This window comes from Paenibacillus sepulcri (genome assembly GCF_042647105.1).
In the GTDB taxonomy this organism is placed as follows: Bacteria; Bacillota; Bacilli; order Paenibacillales; family Paenibacillaceae; genus Paenibacillus_Z; species Paenibacillus_Z sepulcri.
This window is the reverse complement of record NZ_JBHRUP010000001.1, coordinates 7,025,335-7,042,736: the sequence shown is the minus strand read 5'-3', so window position 1 is coordinate 7,042,736 and position 17,402 is coordinate 7,025,335. Positions and strand designations below refer to the sequence as shown.

16 protein-coding genes are annotated in these 17,402 nt (G+C 50.0%); 6 read left to right on the top strand and 10 right to left on the bottom strand.

The window, feature by feature from the left end; genetic code table 11:
• Nucleotide 1: 1 nt before the first annotated feature.
• A complete protein-coding gene (locus ACFOLF_RS30590; RefSeq protein WP_210045717.1) occupies nt 2-805 on the bottom strand; it encodes a GTP pyrophosphokinase in 804 nt (267 codons plus the stop codon).
• Between the two features lie 18 nt (nt 806-823).
• The gene (locus ACFOLF_RS30585; RefSeq protein ID WP_210045744.1) at nt 824-1,918 is read right to left on the bottom strand and encodes a quinone-dependent dihydroorotate dehydrogenase; all 1,095 of its coding nucleotides are present in this window, start codon (nt 1,916-1,918) and stop codon (nt 824-826) included.
• A 193-nt stretch (nt 1,919-2,111) separates the two neighbouring features.
• Between ACFOLF_RS30585 and ACFOLF_RS30580 the strand changes: the two genes are divergently transcribed.
• Nucleotides 2,112-2,252: a hypothetical protein gene (locus ACFOLF_RS30580; RefSeq protein ID WP_210045716.1), complete on the top strand. Its 141-nt coding sequence runs from the start codon at nt 2,112-2,114 to the stop codon at nt 2,250-2,252.
• Here the strand turns inward: ACFOLF_RS30580 and ACFOLF_RS30575 are convergent, their stop codons facing one another.
• The 3 genes from ACFOLF_RS30575 to ACFOLF_RS30565 all read right to left on the bottom strand — a co-directional run bounded on the left by ACFOLF_RS30575 (nt 2,253) and on the right by ACFOLF_RS30565 (nt 5,618).
• A complete protein-coding gene (locus ACFOLF_RS30575; RefSeq protein ID WP_210045715.1) occupies nt 2,253-3,653 on the bottom strand; it encodes a L,D-transpeptidase in 1,401 nt (466 codons plus the stop codon). It abuts the gene before it with no gap.
• A gap of 315 nt (nt 3,654-3,968) precedes the next feature.
• Nucleotides 3,969-4,205, bottom strand: coding sequence for a ferredoxin (locus ACFOLF_RS30570; protein ID WP_210045714.1), 237 nt, complete (start codon nt 4,203-4,205; stop codon nt 3,969-3,971).
• 123 nt (nt 4,206-4,328) lie between these two features.
• Nucleotides 4,329-5,618, bottom strand: a complete 1,290-nt coding sequence (locus tag ACFOLF_RS30565; protein ID WP_210045713.1) for a DNA polymerase IV — start codon at nt 5,616-5,618, stop codon at nt 4,329-4,331.
• A gap of 259 nt (nt 5,619-5,877) precedes the next feature.
• Between ACFOLF_RS30565 and cimA the strand changes: the two genes are divergently transcribed.
• Entirely contained in the window at nt 5,878-7,491 is a 1,614-nt protein-coding gene (gene cimA / locus ACFOLF_RS30560) for a citramalate synthase (RefSeq protein ID WP_210045712.1), read from the top strand.
• A gap of 78 nt (nt 7,492-7,569) precedes the next feature.
• Here the strand turns inward: cimA and ACFOLF_RS30555 are convergent, their stop codons facing one another.
• Nucleotides 7,570-8,133, bottom strand: coding sequence for a TlpA family protein disulfide reductase (locus tag ACFOLF_RS30555; RefSeq protein WP_379113727.1), 564 nt, complete (start codon nt 8,131-8,133; stop codon nt 7,570-7,572).
• Nucleotides 8,134-8,356: 223 nt separating this feature from the next.
• On the opposite strand from ACFOLF_RS30555, the gene ACFOLF_RS30550 reads away from it, so the two are divergent.
• Both ACFOLF_RS30550 and ACFOLF_RS30545 read left to right on the top strand, forming a co-directional pair.
• Complete coding sequence (locus ACFOLF_RS30550) at nt 8,357-9,613, top strand: MFS transporter (RefSeq protein ID WP_210045742.1); 1,257 nt, start codon at nt 8,357-8,359, stop codon at nt 9,611-9,613.
• A 22-nt stretch (nt 9,614-9,635) separates the two neighbouring features.
• Nucleotides 9,636-10,184, top strand: coding sequence for a Mov34/MPN/PAD-1 family protein (locus ACFOLF_RS30545; RefSeq protein ID WP_379219647.1), 549 nt, complete (start codon nt 9,636-9,638; stop codon nt 10,182-10,184).
• Here the strand turns inward: ACFOLF_RS30545 and ACFOLF_RS30540 are convergent.
• Genes ACFOLF_RS30540 through ACFOLF_RS30530 form a run of 3 tightly spaced genes read right to left on the bottom strand, consistent with a single transcriptional unit; the run spans nt 10,170 to nt 13,408 of the window.
• Nucleotides 10,170-10,904: an exonuclease domain-containing protein gene (locus tag ACFOLF_RS30540; protein ID WP_210045710.1), complete on the bottom strand. Its 735-nt coding sequence runs from the start codon at nt 10,902-10,904 to the stop codon at nt 10,170-10,172. The two genes, ACFOLF_RS30545 and ACFOLF_RS30540, sit on opposite strands and share 15 nt — an antisense overlap.
• 20 nt (nt 10,905-10,924) lie before the next feature.
• Nucleotides 10,925-11,995 carry a DUF294 nucleotidyltransferase-like domain-containing protein gene (locus tag ACFOLF_RS30535; protein WP_210045709.1) on the bottom strand — a complete coding sequence of 357 codons (1,071 nt, stop codon included), beginning with the start codon at nt 11,993-11,995 and terminating at the stop codon, nt 10,925-10,927.
• 42 nt (nt 11,996-12,037) lie between these two features.
• Nucleotides 12,038-13,408, bottom strand: a complete 1,371-nt coding sequence (locus ACFOLF_RS30530) for an ammonium transporter (protein WP_210045708.1) — start codon at nt 13,406-13,408, stop codon at nt 12,038-12,040.
• Nucleotides 13,409-13,843: 435 nt separating this feature from the next.
• Between ACFOLF_RS30530 and ACFOLF_RS30525 the strand changes: the two genes are divergently transcribed.
• Nucleotides 13,844-14,287: a MerR family transcriptional regulator gene (locus ACFOLF_RS30525; RefSeq protein ID WP_210045707.1), complete on the top strand. Its 444-nt coding sequence runs from the start codon at nt 13,844-13,846 to the stop codon at nt 14,285-14,287.
• 24 nt (nt 14,288-14,311) lie between these two features.
• Complete coding sequence (locus ACFOLF_RS30520; RefSeq protein WP_210045706.1) at nt 14,312-14,995, top strand: zinc metallopeptidase; 684 nt, start codon at nt 14,312-14,314, stop codon at nt 14,993-14,995.
• Between the two features lie 216 nt (nt 14,996-15,211).
• On the opposite strand, the gene ACFOLF_RS30515 is transcribed toward ACFOLF_RS30520, so the two are convergent.
• Nucleotides 15,212-17,359 carry a methyl-accepting chemotaxis protein gene (locus ACFOLF_RS30515; protein WP_210045705.1) on the bottom strand — a complete coding sequence of 716 codons (2,148 nt, stop codon included), beginning with the start codon at nt 17,357-17,359 and terminating at the stop codon, nt 15,212-15,214.
• Nucleotides 17,360-17,402 lie beyond the last annotated feature (43 nt).

Sequence of the window (17,402 nt, the reverse complement as noted above, 5' to 3'; positions counted from 1 at the left end):
TCTACGAGCCTCCGCTCTTCTTGACCTTGATCAGCGCTGTACGGATTTCATCAGCGAGCATGCGGATGGCATAACCGTCTTCTTTCTCCCACAGCTCGTTGAACCGCAGCTGGAATTGGACGGCTTCTCTGACCCTGTGGAAGAAATACAGGTCCTGGATATCGCTCAGCACACTCGAGACCATATTTGATTTTTCTTCGAAATCGCGCTGGGCATCCAGAATCTCCTTGCGGATGCTCGACATCTCCGAATCCAGCACCGCTGCGGCTTCGGCCGCTGTCTTGAGCCGGGTCCGCACATCGTCAGGCAAGCTTTCTTTATATTTATAGTTAAGGGAATGCTCGATTGTTGCCCAGAAATTCATCGCGAGTGTCCGGATTTGCACCTCTGCCAGCACGATTTTAAGGCCGATTGCCGTCTGGACAGGATATTCTACAATCATATGAAAGCTGCGATAGCCGCTGTCTTTGAAATTCGTGACATAATCCTTCTCAAACACCAAGGTTAGATCCTTGCGGTTGCGGATCAACTGCGCCACACGATGAATATCATCGACGAATTGGCACATGATGCGGATTCCCGCGATATCCTCAATGCCCGTTTCGATGCTTTCCATGGGAACATTCAGACGCTTCGCCTTCTCCAGAATGCTTGAGATCCGTTTCACCCGTCCGGTTACAAACTCGATCGGCGCGTAGGTCTCTCTTGTTTTCAGCTCTGTACGAAGCGTCTTGAATTTCACCTTCAATTCCTCAACAGCCTGCTCATAGGGCTGTAAAAACAGCCCCCAATCTCTACCGTCCATCCAGCCGCCTCCTGTCTGTTATCTATGATCCGCACCGACTGCATCGGCGATCGTATGATATCCGTCTCTGTGCAAGAGTGCTTTCATTCCATAAGTCAGCTCCCGCAGCAGCACCGGCCCACGGTAAATATACGCCGTATAGATTTCGACCAAACTGGCTCCGGCGCGAATTTTATCGTATGCATCGTCCGCGGTAAAGATGCCGCCAGAACCAATAATGGGCAGTTTGCCGCCAGTCAGCCTATACACTTTGCGTATGACCTCCGTGGAACGTTCCTTCAGCGGCCTGCCGCTGAGGCCGCCGGTTTCGCTCGCGTGCGGATGCCGGAGCCCCTCCCGGCTGAGCGTCGTATTCGATGCTATAATCCCGTTCACACCGCTCGCCGCAATGGTCTCCACGGTATATGCGAGCTGCTCGTTCGTCATGTCCGGCGCAATCTTGACCAGCACCGGCTTCACGGCCCCGCCGTTTGCCTTGGCCTGAGAACGCATCTCCTCCATAACGGTGGAAAGCAGCAGCCTCAGCTCATCGCCATGCTGCAGGGCGCGAAGGTCAGGTGTATTCGGCGAGCTTATATTGACAACGAAGAAATCGCCGTACGTATATAACGCTTTAATGCAGGCGCGGTAATCCTCATGCGCCAGCTCATTAGGCGTTGATTTATTTTTACCGATATTGACGGCAATCGGAATGCTCCTCTTCTTCCCGTCAGCGAGCCGCTGCGCCATTGCCGCCGTTCCCTCGTTATTGAATCCCATCCGGTTCACGAGCGCCTCGTCGGGCGGCAGGCGGAACAATCTGGGGAGTTCATTGCCTGCTTGTCCTTTGGGGGTCACCGTACCCACCTCAGCAAAGCCGAAGCCCATATTGGCAAACATATCCACCGCTTTCGCGTTCTTATCCAGGCCGGCTGCCAGCCCTACCGGATGGGGGAAATGTAGACCGAATACATCCACGGCAAGCTCCGGGCATTCCTTGACTCCGTACAGCGACCGCATCATAGCCGGGATTCCGGGAACCCGGCCCGCGGAATGCAGACCGTCTATAACGAGATGATGGGCTTTTTCCGGATCCATCCGAAACAGAATTGGTTTGGCTACTTTATACAACAACTTCTTCACTCCGTTCATCATGTTAGCTCTACGCAACATTTTAACGTGTTCAACTAAAAAAAGAAAGAGCCCGGCTCAGGCCATCAGCAGCACGAGCGGGCATTTATACTGTCTTTGTCGTTATTGCGGGCTATCAGGAAAACGGATACAATGAGATCACATCCTATTACCTATAAGAGAAAGGTTGATCCACGTGAGCCAAACCAAGAAGAAACCGCCCATTCTAAAAACCAAACCAAAAGAAGAGGTTAACAAGAAGGCGCTGCTGTGGATCGGTGCCGTTATCGTTGTGATCGTCGCTGCAGTCGCGCTTCTGCTCGTATTCGAGAATTAATTAGTTCAGCCAGCGGTACACGACTTCCGGATTCGTTTCATCCTGCATCGGCTGCAAGCTGAAGCGCTCTGCAGCCGGCTTGGGAGCATCTGCAGGCAGAACCCCGCTCTTGATCTCCACCTTGGTCCCAAGTGGCACAAGATCGAACAGCTCCTCCACATCCTCCTTGTTCATCCGTACACAGCCATGCGATTCATCCTTGCCGATGCTTTGAGGCTCATCCGTTCCATGAATGGCATAACGCGTTCCGGACAGCGTCATTCCCCTGCTTCCAAACTCGCCGTCATCGCGCCCGTTCGGATTCTTGACCTTCTCACTTATATAAAAGCTTCCTGAAGGCGTCTTCTCGCCGCCAAGGCCCACGTTATAGCTGCGGATGATAACATCCCCGCTCACGACGGCCAGCGTGCGATTCTCTTGATCGACGATAATGGACAGCGGTTTATCCGGAAGCTCCATTTGCGCCGCTGCACTTGACCTTTCATTACCATTCGACTCTGCGCCGCCTGATCCGTTCCCGGCGGAATCGCCCCGGGCAGCTGCTGCCGCCTTTTGCCTCTGTAGAATATCCGGGAACAGCTTCCTCATTAATGAAGTTTCGCCGGACAGGACATTGTTCGGATAGGGGCGCACCATATCCTCAAGTTTGTTTGGCCAATGTTTAAACAGCTCCCGGTACTGTTCAATCGCGCTGGTCAGCGTCCAACGCTGCTCCTGCTGCTTGCTCCAGCTTCCATAAGCCTGTTTGGCTCCGGCAGCATCGCTTGGCTGGCAATTACAAGCTATCGCATCGTGAAGACTGACATTGAAGGCTTGTCCTTCTCCCTGCCGCTTGGTTGACAGCAGCATGCGGGTATTGCCCGTCCATTTCCGCCAGCTGTCGTCCTGCTCCAGCATCACGGCAAGTCCGAGATCGGCCGACTTCTCCCCTCCTTCCATCAGTACGCCCATCGCCTTCCCCAGACCGCTGCTGTCGGCAGGCTTTACGAATGCCACCCGGACATCCGGACCGGAATTCTCTTCAGAGCCGGCCGGCCAATCATCAACCCCCGCATTCTGATCAGCAGCTTGTTCATCCCGGCTGCTTGGCCCATCGGCAAAAGGATCAGTCAGAACAGCGCCCAATAGGAGCAGCAGCGCAATCAATGAACGGATAACCAGCTGCTTCATGCGCCGGCGGCGGTTCCACTGGGCAATCAGCTGCTGCGGCTCATTGGCAAGCGGATGCTGTTTGCGCTCAAATGCTTCATATATGCTGCCTGCCTTGAGAAAGCAATAATTCGCTTTCGCTTCTTTTTCTTCAATCACATACTGTTTGCCTAACAGGTACCATGCCATGCGATTATCGGGATGGTTTTGTACATAACGCTTCAAATACGCCATATCGTCCTGCTGCTCCATAGCCATCCCTCCCTGGAATCCGAGCTAAGTACTATATCGGCAAAAGGCCGCCCGATTTGGAATCGGACGGCCCTAAATTTAATATTTTTTTATAAATTAGCGCAAAAAAGCAATAAAAAATAAGCCGAAACGCAAGAAGAACCGGCTTCGCCATCTTTTTGGCAACAAAGTTAGTTACATCCCCAAAAATATAAGCAAAGGTTTATGGAATTCTATGCTTTCTTATATTTCAAAAAAGAATCCCGCCCTTGTCAGCACAAGAAGCGGGACTCTTCCATATTACACGCGCTATGCTCAGGCTATACGCTTTTGGTATTACATATTGAAAGGTACGTCTGCGACTTTGATAGAATCGGTAGGGCAGCCGTCTGCCGCATCCTGCAAATCATCATATAAATCCTCAGGAATCTCCGTATTTCCTTTATTTGCGTCACCATCGAAAATCACTTCAGCCAGACCTTCATCGTCGTAATCATAAATATCCGGTGCCGTTGCTCCACATGCTCCGCAAGCAATGCACGTATCTTTTTCAACCCAAGTGAATTTAGACATCGTATACCCTCCCAAAAGTGTTATGCATGCACGCAGGAACGAATTCTGCAAAAAAGTTCGCATGCATCAGCTTAGTTTTGTAAGCGCGTAACCATTGTTGCATATAAACGTAATGAACAGTCCTTACTCATCACTATATAACATATGCTCGTCTGTTTGCAAGGATGTCCCACGAATTCGCTTGTTCCGGATTAGTGCGGACGGGTCATCGCCAAGCATGCCTGCCGTAAGCACCGCATCCTCTCCGAACTTGTCGCGAAGCAGGTCCATTGCCCGCGTCAGGGCTTCCTTGCGGGGCTGCTCTTCGTAGCTGAAAAGATCAAGCTGCATAGCGGTCTCACTCCGTGATGTCAAATTCTGCAGCGTCACACCAAGCAGCCGTACGGGGTCGCCTTCGCGCCAATGCTTGTCGAACAGCTTGCAGGCTTCGAGATGGATCTCACCCGTTGTATCCGTCGGAACATGGAGTGTTACGGAGCGGTTAACTGTCGTCATGTCCGGTTTGCGGATAACGACTTGGATCGTGGCCGCCACCAGCTTCTGGCGGCGCATTCTTCTGGCTGTCTGATCGGCCAGATTCAGCAGGATGCGATGCGCCTCCTGCCGCTTGGTTACATCTTGCGGAAGTGTCGTTGTATGCCCGATAGATTTATTCTGTTCTCTGACAGCATTCACCGGAGAATAATCATATCCGTGCGCGGCCGACTTCATCCAAGAGCCTGCCACACCGAAATGCTTTACCAGCATGGCCTCTTCCGCCGCCGCGAGCTGACCGATTGTATGGATATTCAATTTTTTCAGCTTCTCGCCTGTTTTGCGCCCTATTCCAAACAGCGAGTCACAAGGCTTATGCCAAAGCAGACGCGGCACATCACGTATCCGCAAAACTGTCATCCCATTGGGTTTGTGCATATCCGAAGCCATTTTGGCGAGCAATTTGTTAGGCGCAACGCCGATTGAGCAGGGCAGATTCCATTCGGTTTGGATCCGGTGCTGAATATCCCGGGCAATATCGAGCGGTTCCCCGAAAGCCGACGACCCTGTAATGTCCAGATAGCATTCATCAATCGAGGTTGCTTCCAAGAGCGGCGTGTATTGACTGGCAACCGACATAAATCCGCGTGAGTACTTGCGGTACAGTTCAAAATCGGGTTTGATCAGAATCATCTCCGGGCACAGCTGCAGGCCCTGCCTTACGGTCATTCCGGTTTTGACGCCCTTCTGCCTCGCTGTATAGGAGGACGTCACGATAATCCCTCTGCGCTGCTCTACACTGCCGGCAACTGCCGTCGGCTTTCCTTTATAAATGCCTGGTTCCTCCGCCTCATGAACCGAACAATAAAATGCGTTCATATCCAGGTGAATGATGATACGGTTTTTTCTGACTTCCTGATCTTCACCGGCTTGTTTCATATTCGGTTTTAACCGCACATAGACTTAAAACAAGCCCTGGTGCCGTCTGCTCCAAGCTAATAGACGCCAACCAAGTCTTCATAGCTTCCGCACCTCCTATATGAATATGTAAAAGCTTCGATTGTTTCTAGCATACCACAAAAACCGCTATTAAAATGACAATCCCGACAGGACCTCGTTTAGCGACAGCCATCAGGTCTTATGCTATAATATGAAATTATGACTTTTCAAAGTATGGATAGAGGAGGGCGTCCAAGCAATGACCAACATTATCTCGGTTTTCGATACGACGCTGCGTGACGGTACGCAAGGCGAAGGTATCAGCCTGTCAGCGGACGACAAATTAAAAATCGCCCAGAAGCTCGATACGCTTGGCGTTCATTATATTGAAGGCGGCAATCCTGGAAGCAACAGCAAGGATATTGAGTTTTTCCAGCGTGTCAAGGCTTTGAAGCTGAATGCCAAGCTAACCGCTTTCGGGAGCACGCGGCGCAAGAACAGTGTGGCGGAGCAGGACAGCAATCTGCTGCGAATCGTGGAATCCGGCGTACCGGCGGCAACGCTGGTCGGCAAATCGTGGGATTTCCATGTCCATACCGCACTCCAAACAACACTTGAAGAAAATTTGTCCATGATTTATGACTCCTTCGCCTTTCTCAAGAGAAATCAAGTAGAAGCGATTTTTGATGCCGAGCATTTCTTTGATGGATACAAAAATAATCCGGAGTATGCCCTCTCCGTGCTGCGCAAGGCTCAGGATGCCGGCGCAGATTGGATTGTGCTGTGCGACACCAATGGCGGTACACTGCCTACGGAAATTCACGATATCGTCAGCCGCGTCCGCGCCGAGCTTACTGCCCCGCTTGGCATCCACACCCATAACGATTGCGAGCTAGCCGTCGCCAATACGCTTGCGGCCGTGCAGGCGGGCGCACGTCAAATTCAAGGTACAATTAACGGATATGGTGAGCGCTGCGGCAATGCCAATCTGTGCTCCATCATCCCGAATCTGCAAATCAAAATGGACTATCGCTGTATCGCAGACGAGCAGCTTGAGTCATTAACGACCACAGCCCGCTACATAAGCGAAATTGCCAATGTGCATATGCCGGTGGGCCAGCCTTATGTAGGAAATGCGGCATTCGCCCATAAAGGCGGCATTCATGTATCGGCGATTATGAAGGATTCCAAAACCTACGAGCATATTCAGCCGGGTCTTGTCGGCAACAAGCAGCGCATTCTCGTATCGGAGCTTGCCGGACAAAGCAATATCATTTCCAAGGCGCAGGAGCTTGGTCTTGATGTGAACGCCAATAACGAGAAAACAAAACAGATTATGGAACGGATCAAGGAACTGGAGCATCAGGGCTATCAATTTGAGGGAGCCGATGCCTCCCTGGAGCTGCTCCTTCGTGACGCCTTCGGCGAGATGAAAGAGCTGTTCAAGCTGGAATCGCTGAAGATGCTTGTGGAAAAAAACAATGGCAGCATGAATGCGGAAGCCATCGTCAAGGTTAACGTGGAAGGCCAAACCGTATACACCGCCGCCGAAGGCAATGGACCTGTGAACGCTCTGGATAATGCGCTCCGTAAAGCGCTGGTCCAATTTTACCCAAGCATCAACAACATTCATCTGGCTGACTACAAGGTGCGCGTCATTGATGAGAAGGATGCCACCGCCGCCAAGGTTCGGGTGCTTATCGAATCCACCGATTTCAAAAACACCTGGAACACGGTGGGCGTGTCGAGCAATGTTATTGAAGCCAGCTGGGAAGCTCTCGTGGACAGCATACGCTATGCCATGATGAATATGGCCAAGGTAGATGGCAATCAGGACCAGCCGCGCGCAAGCCTTGGTCTTGTGAACCATTAAACGACCGTTTTATAGCCCTCAAACAATTAATGGACATGCCCTACGGGTCTCAAACCCATCCGGCATGTCCATTTTTTATCAGGCCGCAGCCTTCTGATCGTCTTCCACCTTCAGCCATTTGTCAATCCGTTCCTGCCATTCCTGCCTGGAAATGACGCCTGTAATCCGCTCCCGTACAATCCCTTGACTATCGATCAACAAGCTTGTCGGAAAAGACGATACCTTGTAGAGATCCGTCGCATTCCCGTCACGGTCCATGAGAATCGGGAAGGTGAGCTTCTGCTCGTCCACAAATTCGCGCGCCTGCCGTTCCTTGTCATAGCTTGTCGCATTAATGCCATACAAATCGACGCGGCCGCCGTATGCCTGTGACAGCTCTTCCATGTCAGGCGCCTCCAATTCGCAAGGATAACACCACGACGCCCAGAAATTGATTAAAACCAATTTGTCCTGTTTTCCGCCGATCGCAACTTTATTGTCGTTCAAATCGGGCAGTTCAAGCGTTGGCGCAGTGAATCCGGGCTTGGGCAGCATGTCTGCCGACGCAGCCAAAGCTTCACTTTGCTTGCTTTTATTTTGATACACTGCGATTCCTGCCAGCACAAGTACAACCGTGAGCAATATCCATGTCCGTCTCATCATAAGCCTTCTTTCCTTCTGTAAAAAGTTGTCCCGCAGTCTGTCCAGGTGAGCTTTTCTATTGTGTTTCCCTCGCCCTGCGGACTCTTAAGCTCCCTATATGTTACCATGCTGGAGAATGGAAGCTCAAGTCGGGGGGCACATTACCACTACATCAGATACCATGGGAGTGTAGACAATCGTGAATAAAACCAAATCCGGAGCCGCCACTAAATTCATTACCCCAATGCGCACTACCGAACTTGCATCTTCCGAAGGCGGCGCTGCATCTGACAATAAGTCAAAAGGCAGTGGAAAATGGCGGGAATATGCTGCATTATCCTCAGTTCCGCTCGTTCTGGTTCTGGGCAATTCCATGCTTGTGCCGATTCTTCCTGACATGGAGACCAAACTTAATATATCCAGCTTTCAGGCCAGTCTGGTTATAACCCTATTCTCGGTATCCGCCGGAATCATTATTCCTGCTGCCGGTTTTTTATCGGACCGCTACTCCCGCAAGGCCGTTATGCTCCCTTCCCTCGCCTTATACGGCCTTGCCGGGATTGGAGCGGGCATTGCCGCCCTGATGCATTCATATGGTTTCCTGATAGCCGCAAGGGCTTTGCAGGGCATAGGAGCCGCCGGAACAGCCCCGATTGCCATGGCATTGGTCGGAGACAAATATAAGGATGGCGATGAGAGCGAGGCGCTGGGTTTAATTGAAGCCTCCAACGGAGCAGGCAAAGTGATCAGCCCGATACTTGGTTCCTTGCTTGCTCTCATTATATGGTATGCGCCGTTGTTTGCCTTTCCTGTCTTCTGTGCGGCTTCCTTCCTGGCTGTCAAGGTAATGATCAAGGAACCAGCCAGCGATAAGGAAAGCTCGACGCTTAAGCAGTATATTTCCGATACGGTCAAGGTGTTTCGTGAAAAGGGACGATGGCTGACATCCGCCTTCGTCGCCGGTTCCCTTGGCCTGTTCATCTTATTCGGAGTATTGTTCCGGTTGTCCGATCTGCTGGAAAAGCCGCCTTACTCCATAGACGGTGTCGCCAAGGGCGGCGTCCTTGCCATCCCGCTGCTTGGCCTGGTGGCGACAGCCTACTTGACCGGCCGTGCAATCAAAAACAACGGGACGCTCATGCGGTGGCTGATGCTGATCGGGCTTGCTCTGATGTGCGCGGCGCTTGGCGCCTGTGCTTTTCTGCACAATAATATTTACGCCCTGATCGGCTTCGCCACCCTGAGCAGCATTGGAACCGGTCTCCTGCTTCCCTGCCTGAATACGCTGATAACCGGCTCGGTGGACAAATCTCATCGCGGCATGGTTACTTCATTATATAGCAGTCTGAGGTTTCTGGGCGTTGCCTTTGGCCCCCCGATATTCAGCTGGATGGCGGACCGGTCGGATACGCTGCTCTTTGGAGTCGTCTCCGGGCTCTCTCTTGCCGGCTTATTTCTTATTCTGGCATTTGTAAAACCGCCCCAAAAGGTTGGAGGATAAGATTTTAAATTGCTTATTCGCGGTGCTACAGCCAGGCTTCCATCTACGGTATAATGGTCCAAACAGGACCAGGAGGCGGATTGGCGTGGACAATCGGGATAAACAGCAATCAGGGAATACACTCTCTATCCGCTTCAGTTTGGCCCAGATAACTCGAGAGGCTCGAATTCAACTGATCGAATCCTCTTTGTCAGCTTACCCCCACGAGGCATGCGGTGTTCTCACAGGCTCCATAAGAGAGCCCTTGCAAGGAACAAGCGACGGCATTGTCCGCGTGAATGCTGTCCATCCCATTCGCAATGCTGCGGGGGAACCATTAAGCACTTTTTCCTTTGATCCCCATGAATGGGTCCGGACGATGTACCGCATACAAAAAAACCGACAATCGCTTGTCGGTTTCTATCATTCGCACCCTGCCTCGCCCCCCCTTCCGTCAGATGCGGATCTACGGGGTTTGCAGCACGGGAAAGCCGCATCCTATTGGATAGTTTCGCTGGCGGAACAGACATGTCCTGTCATAAGCGCTTTTGGTGTTAACGGAATTTCACTTTATCCATTAATGCTTGCTTAGATAGGCATAAAGGTCGCCGAGTGTCACCACATTACGTGAGAATATCCGCTTCAAATAAACAAGCCACAGCTGCGCGGTCATGATGGAATCCTCAAGAGCATGATGCCGCTGCGTGATGCGAATGCCGCTATCCTCAAGCAGCTCATCAAGGCCATAGCCTTCTCGTCGCGGCTCCAGCCATTTGGCCACCATCATCGTATCCAGCACCCGATGGGTCAGATTTACCTTGGAGGTCCGCCACAGTGCCGCGTTCAGAAATTGCCTGTCATGGCCGCTGGCATGGGCAATCAGCATTCTTTTACCCACAAATTCCATAAAATCATGGAGAACCTGCATCAAATCCGGCGCACTCTCCGCCATTTCATTCGTAATGCCTGTCAGCTCGGTTATGTGTCTGGGAACTTTGCGTCCCGGGTTTACAAGTGTATAGAAGGACCGCTCCTCCAGAATGGTTTCCCCTCTTAAGGTTACAGCACCCACCGACAGAATCTCATCGCCATTGGCAGGGTAGAAGCCCGTAGTCTCCAAATCAAATACGACCACTTCCATCTCTTTCAGTGATTGATCCAGGATGGATTCTTTCCGCTGCTCCTTGGACATGGAACGTATAAAGGCCATCTGCTGGGCGTTTTGAGCACCCATCATTGAAGCGATCGCCGGCGTAATGCCGCCCATTTTATACAAATGCCACATCCGTCCGACGCCTTTTTGCTCCTTCATGGTATCCCCTTTCGCCTCCCCTATAGCCCGCTCATCGTCTCTTTATAAACTCGCCGCTGCAATTTCTTCCCCAGGCGCAAAGCAATTTTGAGCTCATCGGTTAGCTCCTTGGTCATTTTGCTGCCTGCAAGCTTGCCATTATTGGCATACAATCCATCTTCCTGACGCTCTGTCGTCATTAACCGAATACGCAGAACCAACCGGAAAGCCCCGGAATATAAATCGGCATCCTGCTGCGTGAAATCTCCGCTCAGCAGCAGTGCCTGAATCCGCTCAAGCGTTGAGGTTGTCCTGATATTGCTGCGGATGCTCATGAGCCGGATGGCATTGACCATTGGGATGTAGGCACCGTATTTGATATCCAGACTGCCCGCATCCTCGCCATACTGCTCTTTAAGCAGCTGACCGAATACACCTACCAGCATTTTGTGGCGCATCGTGTTATTCAGCATGCTTCTCACGATAGCCGGGTTATCCAGCAAATCGGCATAAAATTGATTTTGGAATACGGTCATTAACTCCGAATCTCCATAAATCAGCCGGCTGTCGGCAATGATGAGCAAATATCTTACACGTCCCCAGTTTGGTTCCGTGAACCATTCCTTCAATCTGGACCTCCATTCGGTCAGTGATTGACGCCACTCGGAGTTCGAGCTGATAACTTTGCCTTCACATGGCGGATAACCAAGCTGCTGCAGCAAATCGACTATGGTTTCGGAGAATATTTTAAAATAGAGCGATACTTTCTCCTGAAGGCGTTCATCCTCCGGATCTTCGTAAACAATACCGCTATCCTGATCACTGGATAACGTCTGTTCCTCTCTGCCCCCGCTGCCGAACAATAAATAAGCGTAAAGCACGGGTGGGGTTCCATGCCCCAGCCGTGCCATTTGCGCTTCCGAGAGGATAATTGCACGCTTGATAAAAGCGTCATGCACCTCATTTAAATCGGTATAAAATTGTTCGACCGTTTGTTCCGAGAGCAGAGCTTCCATTTGCTCGTGGATTTGATCCCGCAAGCCGCGCAGCGTCTTCACATCATCAGCGGTACCGATGAGCGCCAGCAGCTGAGCATAAATCGAATCGCTCATGCATCCCTCTCCCCTGGCCAGTATGAAAGCTTATGATTTGGATTACAGGCTTTGTTGAGCTTTTTTCATTTGCTCAGGGTAACCGTAAGTACCATGCTCGGAAAGATCAAGTCCGATAATCTCTTGTTCTTCCGTAACACGGAAGCCCATAACAAGCTTCATAATACCGAGCAGCAGGAACGATGCGCCAAGCGCATAAGCACCGCAGACAACAACGGATTCGAATTGAACCCACAGTTGATGCCAGCTGCCTGTATCGATCAAACCGCCTTCACCAACGCCAACTTGCTCAGCCAGTGCTTTTGTAGCGAAGATACCGTTAGCCAGCGTACCCCAAACACCTGCGGCGCCGTGAACAGACATGGCATAAATCGGATCGTCCACTTTGATTTTCTCAAAGAATTTTGCACTGTAGAATACAAGCACACCTGCAACCAGACCAATAACAACTGCTGCCCATGGATCAACGAACGCACAAGATGCTGTGATGGCAACGAGTCCGGCAAGCGCACCGTTCAACATCGTGGAGATGTCAGCTTTGCCGTTAACCAGCCATGAGATCAGAAGCGCTGCTACTGCACCAGCTGCCGCGCCGAGTTGTGTATTGAATGCCACATAACCAAAGAATCCTTCGCCGACTGTAAGAGCCGAACCTGCATTGAAACCAAACCAGCCGACCCATAGAAGCAGTACAGCAAGTGAACTGAATACTTGGTTATGACCGAGGATTTCGTTAGCGGAACCGTCTTTGTTGAACTTTCCGATACGCGGTTTAAGCAGCACTGTTGCTGCGAAAGCTGCAAGCGCACCTGTTAAATGGACGACCGTCGAACCGGCATAATCTTGTGCGCCGTCCTTGGCCAACCAGCCGCCGCCCCAGATCCAGTGAGCGACAACAGGATAAATTAATGCGGTAAACAAAATCGTGAATACGAGATATGCCGATAATTTCGCGCGTTCCGCGAATCCGCCCCATGCGATGGTCAGCGAAATAGCTGCAAACGCCAATTGGAATAGGAAGAATACGCTCGAAGGATAAGCTTCGCTGGTCGAATCTCCCACAACAGATGGGTTAAAGAAGAAATTGCCTGAGCCGATAAAATTATTGATTGCATGATCGACGTTGTCTCCTCCGAAGATCAAACCATAACCTACTGCCCAGAATACCAGGGAACAAAGACCTACTGTGAAAATTGTTTTACCTGCTACGTGCCCGGCATTTTTCATCCGGGTCGATCCTGCTTCCAGCAGAATGAAGCCGCCTTGCATAAGAATAACGAGAACTGCTGCAACCAGAATCCAGACCGTGTTAATTCCCAGACTCAGCGTTGCCGGAGTAGGATCTTCCGCAAATGCCATTGCGGGGAAGACCAAAGATAACGCAGCAATCGATAAGACCAACTTCTTAACCATGACGACCACTCCCTAAATGTGTAATGTTTCTTGACATGCTTGGAAAGACTTAATGTCATTATAGTCAGAAGTGCTCATTTTGACAATACGGTTTTTCGAATTTCTACAAAAAAATCAAACATTCGTTACTTCCAAAGACCCGAATGTTAAGTTTTTTCACAATTTCAACTCCAAAATCATCTATTAAAGGGTTTATCCTTCGCCTTTTCCATTAGAAACTCTTATTTGTCAACTCTGAATTTGTTTGTAAAATCTTAAAAATCAGTGAGGATTATGAGGCATATTCTAAACAATTAACAATTTTGAAAGCATTACGTTTGACTGTATGGTTATAGATTCTGTATCATATACTAATAAGGTAAGCTTGGATAGGAAGGCAATTTGTCCATTTATACAGATCCCTTGTGTTCGTGCAATTAATGAAAGAAGGTGAGAATGTTGGCGGAAAAATCTTTGTACCGTATTGGCATGCTTTCAAAACTGGCCGACGTCAGCCCTCGCACAATCGATTTCTATACTTCGATTGGATTGATTCAGCCAGAGACGCGTTCAGCCAAAAATTACCGCTTATACAGTGATGAAACCTTAATTCGCCTCAAACGTATTGTACAAATGAAGAAAGATAAATATTCGCTTGATGAAATCAAAGAAAATATTAACGTGTGGCGCAAGGTTTCATCCGAAGAGCAGGTTTCGAGCAAGCTTACAGACCTGCAGCTCCATCTGGAACAGCTGCAGCGCGAAGTAAAGGAGCTTGAGCCGGTTTTGAGCCAGATGAAGCCCCAGCAGGCCAAGCAGGTCTTCAAACGGCTTGTGCCGCAAACAGCGGCTTGTGTAGAGGCATTGGTGCTGCTCCTGAACAAGGGCGGACTAATGTAAAATTAAATAATGGAGGGACTTCAGATGCTTTTTTTTCATCCCATGGACTTTCTGATCATCATTGCCTTCGGTTTGTCGCTTTGGGCTCAGTTCCGGGTTAAAGGAACGTTTAACCGCTGGGCTGAGGTGAGAACGATGAGCGGGATGACCGGCTATGACGCCGCCAGAAGAATGCTCGATGCGAACGGCCTGCATGATGTGCCTGTTGAGCCTGTACCAGGAAGGCTCTCCGATCACTACGATCCGATCCACCGGGTTGTACGGTTGTCGGAGCCCGTCTATTACGAGAACTCCATCTCGGCCGTTTCTGTGGCTTGTCACGAGGTCGGTCATGCCATACAGCATCAGCAGCATTATCCGATGCTCGTCGTTCGCCACCGTATCTTCCCGGTCGTCAGATTCGCTTCCGGAGTCGCACCTTTTATGCTGATTGCCGGATTCCTGTTCCAGGCAAGCGGACTTATCGGCCTGGGGATTATATTCTTCACCTGCGCCGTCGCTTTCCAGCTCATTACACTGCCGGTTGAGTATAATGCCAGCAACAGAGCACGGGACTTGATGATTGCGGAAGGCTTTATTACGAACGATGAAGAGCGGGGCGTTGCCAAGGTGCTGAACGCCGCTGCATTGACCTATGTTGCAGCCGCCCTCATCTCTCTGCTTGAGTTATTGAAATATATTATGATCTTCACACAAAGCAGAGATTAATATCGCAAAAGGAAGCTAAGAGGCGGGGAATCATCCCCGCCTCTTTTATTTTATACGAATCAGTGAATGCGTTCTTAGCCTTTGCCGCGTCACTCCCTCATAAGCCTGGCAAGGAATACTTTTGCCACACTAATAATGCGGCTAAGAGGAGAAGTGCAATCCCCATGCAAAAAAACCGGGCATTCTCATGCCCGGCAATGTTCATCAAGTTTCGTTCTATCGTTCTTCTGTACGGAAACGGGATAATGTCTCCTTTAAGCCAGTCGAAACAGTCTGAAGCTTATCTGAAAGTCCGACAAGCCCTTCGCTGATATTCGTCTGTTCATTGCTGAGGGAGGCCACTTCCTCGGAAGTTGCAGATGATTCTTCGGCAACCGCGCTGACATTTCCCATTGCTTCCGACAAAACAAGCTGTGATCGATCCAATACCATAATCGACTCCGTGACGGAGCTGAGGCGGTCAACGAACTGACCCATCTGGCTCTGAACCGTTAAGAAAATCTGATTCGCTTCTTTAACGGAACCAATCTGTTCCTGGAAGATCGGGTAGGCATCGGAAAGCACATTAACCGTCTCATCAATTTCTTTCTGGATAGTATCGGTAAATTGTCCGACCACATCAATGGATTGGCGGGATTGATCTGCAAGCTTGCGGATTTCGTCAGCCACCACCATAAAGCCTCTTCCTGCCGCCCCTGCACGAGCTGCCTCAATGGTTGCATTGAGGGACAGGATATTCGTCTGTTTGGATATATTGTTCAAGACGTCCAGAATCTTACGAATCGATGACGTGCTTTCTTTGAGACGATCAACCTTCTCAACCATTGATCGGGTCATTTCTTCTGTTTGGCCCGTTTTCTCAATGAGACTGTTCATATAAACCGTCCCTTGACGACTGGCATTCTCAACCTCAGCGGCAGAAGTGCCCATCTGTTGATTGGCATCCATGACTTCCTTCATCTGGTTGCTGATCTCGGTTGTCAGGTCGCTGCCTTTCTCCGCCTCCATCGCAAGGCTTGTGGCTCCATTGGCAATTTCCTCAGTCGCTACCGCAATTTCCTTGGCAGATACAGCCGTTTTCTTCGACGCATCGGTCAATTCGCTGGCAGTGCTGAGTACATCCTGCGCTGACTGCGTGGTTTGATTAACAAGCGTCGTGATCTGCGCCATCATTTGATTGAAGCTTTGTGATAATTGGCCGATTTCATCCTGTGACTTTACATTCGACCGTACAAATAAATTCCCGTTCTCCCCTTCATTCATCAAATTGCGGAGTCTGCCGAGCGGAATAGCTACCATACGGATGACCAGGAATCCAATACCAGCGGCAATAACAGCAGATATTGCGGCAATTATCCAGGTCCAGTTGCGGATTGCGGCTGCGTCTTTTACCAGTTCCTTCACAGGCACCGTACCAAGCAGCTTCCAATTCATCGTATCGAATTGATGATACATAGCCAAAACTTCATTCCCGTTCTTATCATCCACCTGCATCGATCCATCCGCTGCATTCTTCCCTTCCGTAGGAAGAACGACCAGAGAGTCCTTCTCCAGCAGTTCCGGATCATCACTATAGATAATTTTGTTTGTACTGCTCACGATGGTAATTTCACTGTTGTCGCCGAGCTGCAAATCTTCCATCTGTTTAGTGATTTGTTTCAGGAATATCTCGACCACGACAATATAATTGCCTTGGTTGGTTACGGTATTTTTCAGCACTCGGCTAAGCGCAAACGACGGTTCTGTCAAAGAGCCGCTGTAGCCTTTCACTTTGGTGGGCAGCCATATAAGCTTGCCATCCCCGTCAACAATTTGCTGCATCCAATCCGACTTTTGAGCTTCTTCTGCATTTATTGAGCTTCCGCCAACCGTGATACTTGTTTCTCCTGCCTTGATTGGAATGATTGATGCTCCTACAATCGTACTGTTGCCGATAACATAGGTTTGAATTGTATCGGTCAGTTTTTTCATGGCATCAAATTTCTCGTATGCTTCTTTTGAAGCGTCAAGCATCTGCAGGTTTTCCTGTACTGTTTTGTCCAGCATAATTTGCATTGTCAAATCTTCATAGTTGCCGAACATAAGATCCAGTTTGCCCTTGGATTGAGAGAGTGCAACTGAGCTCGACTCGGATACCTTCTTCTTGATTATCGACTTCGACGTGGAATAAGAAAATAATCCGACAAACAGCACACATACCAGAATCGCACTGAAAATAATTAGAAACAGCTTGGTTCCCACTGACTTAAGCGGACTTGTAAATTGAAAGTTCTTCAAACTTTTTACAGACGAACTGTAAAGCGCCTTCGCATCCTTTTTCTTTTCTTCCGTGTTTGCTTTCTTGTCCTTGTTCGTCCATTTCATCGACCAGACACCACCTGATATAATGTTTGTTTGCAATTGTGCT